Annotated in this window: 5 protein-coding genes; 4 read left to right on the top strand and 1 reads right to left on the bottom strand. The window is 38.2% G+C overall.

What is annotated here, in order from left to right; all coding sequences use genetic code 11:
* The 4 genes from ACHZB8_RS17575 to ACHZB8_RS17560 form a co-directional block, all read left to right on the top strand.
* Positions 1 to 360 (top strand): hypothetical protein (locus tag ACHZB8_RS17575; protein WP_316862236.1); only part of this gene is annotated, 360 nt, incomplete at its 5' end.
* A gap of 545 nt (positions 361 to 905) precedes the next feature.
* On the top strand, positions 906 to 1733 hold the full coding sequence (locus ACHZB8_RS17570) for an RHS repeat-associated core domain-containing protein (RefSeq protein ID WP_316862235.1): 828 nt from the start codon (positions 906 to 908) through the stop codon (positions 1731 to 1733).
* Complete coding sequence (locus ACHZB8_RS17565) at positions 1730 to 2209, top strand: hypothetical protein (protein ID WP_316862234.1); 480 nt, start codon at positions 1730 to 1732, stop codon at positions 2207 to 2209. The genes ACHZB8_RS17570 and ACHZB8_RS17565 overlap by 4 nt, the downstream gene beginning before the upstream one ends.
* A gap of 161 nt (positions 2210 to 2370) precedes the next feature.
* Positions 2371 to 3246 carry an RHS repeat-associated core domain-containing protein gene (locus ACHZB8_RS17560; RefSeq protein ID WP_316862232.1) on the top strand — a complete coding sequence of 292 codons (876 nt, stop codon included), beginning with the start codon at positions 2371 to 2373 and terminating at the stop codon, positions 3244 to 3246.
* 371 nt (positions 3247 to 3617) lie between these two features.
* On the opposite strand, the gene ACHZB8_RS17555 is transcribed toward ACHZB8_RS17560, so the two are convergent.
* A partial coding sequence (locus ACHZB8_RS17555; RefSeq protein ID WP_316862231.1) for a hypothetical protein occupies positions 3618 to 3817 on the bottom strand: 200 nt, incomplete at its 5' end.

The following is a 3817-nucleotide window of genomic DNA, read 5'->3' as shown; positions in this document are numbered from 1 at the left end:
GCCGCTATAACAGGAGAAAGAGAGGATTATACGCTTGCAATAAAAGAGATGACATATAAAGCAGCCGGTAGTATTGTAGGAAACGTCGTCACTAGGAACATTAGAAAAATCCCATTCCTTCATAAGCTAGTGAATAAGTATTCAAGAAATTTTACAGATAAGAAAGTAGGTGCTTTTTCTAAGGAAGTTATTACAACTACAAATGATGTCATTAGTAGTGGAACCGGAAAGATTGTAAGCAGTGGAGCCGAAAGGGCTTCAAGCAGTAGAGCCGAAAGGACTGCAAGCAGTGGAGCTAAATCTATAGGGAGTAGAATTAGAGATTTCTTCGGAAAGAATAAACGTGAATCAGAGGAATAAAATATGGATTATTTGATTGATTTTTTTTGGTTGTACCCAATGGAGATAATCTTAGTCGTGATTCTATTCTTCTACATCCCCATAATTATTACTTTGGTTAGAAAAAAGAGCTTTGGCAATTATTCTAGGAGATCTTTTATTTCTTTTACTGTGTATTGTGTTATTTATATTTTTTTTAGATTGATACCATTACTTCTAAATAAACCTTTGTTTTAGATTCAGTATCTTTGAACATTTTCAACAATATGGAGGGTTTTTTTGCCAAACACGCCCACACCCCGGCGGCGACTCACCTCCGGTTCACCCGTCTGCTTCACAGACAGACCGCCTTTGTTCCGATAAGGCGCCTTATCGGAACACGCGCCTGGTTGTCACAAACCTGCGGTTTGTTGCTCGGCCATGCATCCTGCTTGAACCGTCGCTCCGCACGGCAAAGGTAGACAGAAACAAAGCGTGCCTGTTTCAGGCGGGTAATTGATTCAGGTGAAGTGCAATTTTCCACTGCTGGTCATCCCTCCTGTTTTGGTATATGATGTTTACTGATCATGGAATTATCGGAGAGTAAGCCTTCAGAATTTTTTCCTCACTTTTCCGGGGAGGGTCTCTCGGATTTTGAAGGTTCATCTTACTTCAATGCTCGGTGGTATGATGCGGATACGGGGCGGTTTGTCACAGAGGATCCGATTCGGTCTGGGCTATTATGGTATTCTTACGCGGCGAACAATCCTTTGAAATTTATAGATCCAACCGGATTAGAGTATATTAATTTATATAGAATCGGATACCAACAGAATAGTTCAGGTACATTGCCTGGTGGTGAAACCCTTTACGAGAAAGGATGTTTAGCACAAATTGCAACAAACCTAATCAATACGTTCAGAAAAAGAGAAGACCTTGATGCATTATCATTAGATGTTGTTAATAATTATGCCAAAGCGAAAGGTGGTTATTATGATTCTGAAGGAAATCTTTCTCGTGATAGTATGATGTCATTAGTGGAATCTCTTTCTGGATATGAAATGACATTGGAAAATACTGCTACAGGAGAGAAGGAAATCTTAGCAAAAGCAAAAGAATATGATAGTTCATCCAATGAGTATGCTGGTATTATTAGATCTGATTGGTCAGGTACAAAAGATGAGAATGATGGGCATTTTATGGGTTTGAATGGTATTCATGATGATAAATTGTTAACTTCTAATTCAAGTAATAGAGATAGAAAGAATCAGGATGAGTTCAGAGATGATGTTGGAGAAGTTCTTGACCGACTCGATACATATTCGTTCTCAAATACGGGAAGTATTGATAAAGATTTTAAAATAGAGGATTACTTGCCAAAAGCTTCCGTATCAGCGGTTGGAGGTTCAAAATGAGGTTTAGGATTTCTGTATTTTTTGTCCTAGTCATATTACCTCTATCAGCAGTAGATCTTGATTTCTTTAATAAATATATTGGTCAGTATAAAGCTGTAGAAGTCGAAAAATATGATGTAGAAATATTTTATAGTAATACAACATTAGACTTTACTCGTTCATTTAGGATTGAAAAAAAAATCGATGAAAATTATAACCCCGATATTCTGAATATAGTGCTTGATACTGAGAATTATGATGAGAACTTAATACGAATTACTTATGATGATAAGTTTTTTATGAATATTAGCCCTTTGAGTGCAAGATATTATTCTCCAGAAGAAGGTGAGATTGTCATTACAGAAAATTTCACTAAAGATACGATTAGGTTTATTTCTGAGGATTCTATTGAGCTGATAATTCTTTGGAAAGATAAACGGTTGCCTGAAGGGATATCAAAGTACAGTCGGATACTTTATCAAAAGATTCTGGAATGATGCTATTTTGCAAATAATTTCAGGAATAGGTGATTCCCTGCTACATTACACTCCGGCGGTGTTTCTCTTCTGTTAACCGTTTGCCCTTTCTTAAAGAGCCGGTGCCAGAGGTGAGGGGAGGTGCAACGTTGCACTTCTAGTAATCCTTCCTGTTTGCGTATATGATGTTTACAGATATGGTGTTATCGGAAAGTAAGCCTTCAGAAATTTTGCCTCATTTTTTCGGGGAGGGTCTCCCGGATTTTGAAGGTCCATCTTACTTCAATGCACGATGGTATGATGCGGATACCGCAAGGTTCATCACAGAGGATCCGGCTCGGGACGGCCTGTTGTGGTATGCGTACTGTAAAAATAACCCCATGAACTTTGTTGATCCGACTGGGTTGGATGATATAAAAATTGGTTTGCAAGGTTCCTTGGCTTGGGGGACTAATAGAAACTTAGATGGGAGTAATTGGGGCATTGGTGTTGTAATTGATCTTGATAATATAAAAGAATCAGGTACTTATATCGAAGGTGGGGAATCTCATGGGGGAGGTTTATCTTTTTCTCTTGGAATTAGTTATACATCAGGAGAAGCTGAAGGTGATTCCGTAAATTTGGGATTGGATCTTCCTTTAGCTGGTGGTGCTGGTATTGCTGGTAATATATCATATGCAGATGACGGGGCAACCGGTTTTGGATTAGGATTGACATTAGGTGGTGGATATACCTATGAGGAAACGTCAACCGTGACACTTACAGTAGAAAAAATGTATAGCCCATTAGTAGATATAATTAAGGACTTAGATGATGCTTATTGTGAATTATTTGCTAATTTGAAAGAGCAATTAGAAAATACAATACAGAAGCAGGAACCTGATAAGGAGCTACCAGACAGAAGCATTCCCAAATTAGATAGACTTGAAGCTCCAGATCGTGATAGCAATACTCGTAATACCGATAACGAAAGCAACAGCAGTAATGATAATAATGATCAAACGGCCGATGATTCTCAAACTCAAGAAGAACCATCTGATGAAGATTATTGGTGGTAGGATTACTATGTTAGCAAAAACTAAATTCTATTTATCTTATACCTATATTTTTCTTGTAGCATTTATATTCGGAGTTTTATTCGTTTCAACATCTAATATAATTTTCGGATATTTAATGTTTTTATCTATGATTCTCAATTCATTTATTTTGCATTTTATCAAATGCCCAAATTGTGGGAAGAGTATGAGTGGATTTCCAAATTTTCGTAATATGCTAAAAGGTTATAATTCAAAGTATAGTAACCTTGGCTCTTTGAGATGTGCAAGCTGTGGTTTCTATTTAAAAAATGAGAAGCACACAGACAAGAAATAATTTCAAGTTTTAAAAGAACTAAAGGGTTGTTTCTGGATGTCCTTTTGTCATTTGATGGTTAACCGCTATAGAGGCAGCCCCCGGTGGCGGCTCCCCTCCGGTTCACCCGTCTGCTTTGCAGACAGACCGCCTTTGTTCCGATAAGGCGCCTTATCGGAACACGGGCCTGGTCACAAACCTGCGGTTTGTTGCTCGGCCATGCATCCTGCTTGAACCGTCGTTCCGCACGCCAAAGGTAGACAGAAAAGGGTTTTCTGT

Origin of the sequence: uncultured Cohaesibacter sp. (genome assembly GCF_963556055.3) — a bacterium.
Lineage (GTDB): Bacteria > Pseudomonadota > Alphaproteobacteria > Rhizobiales > Cohaesibacteraceae > Cohaesibacter.
The sequence above is the reverse complement of the archived record's forward strand: the minus strand, read 5'-3'. Positions and strand labels throughout refer to the sequence as shown.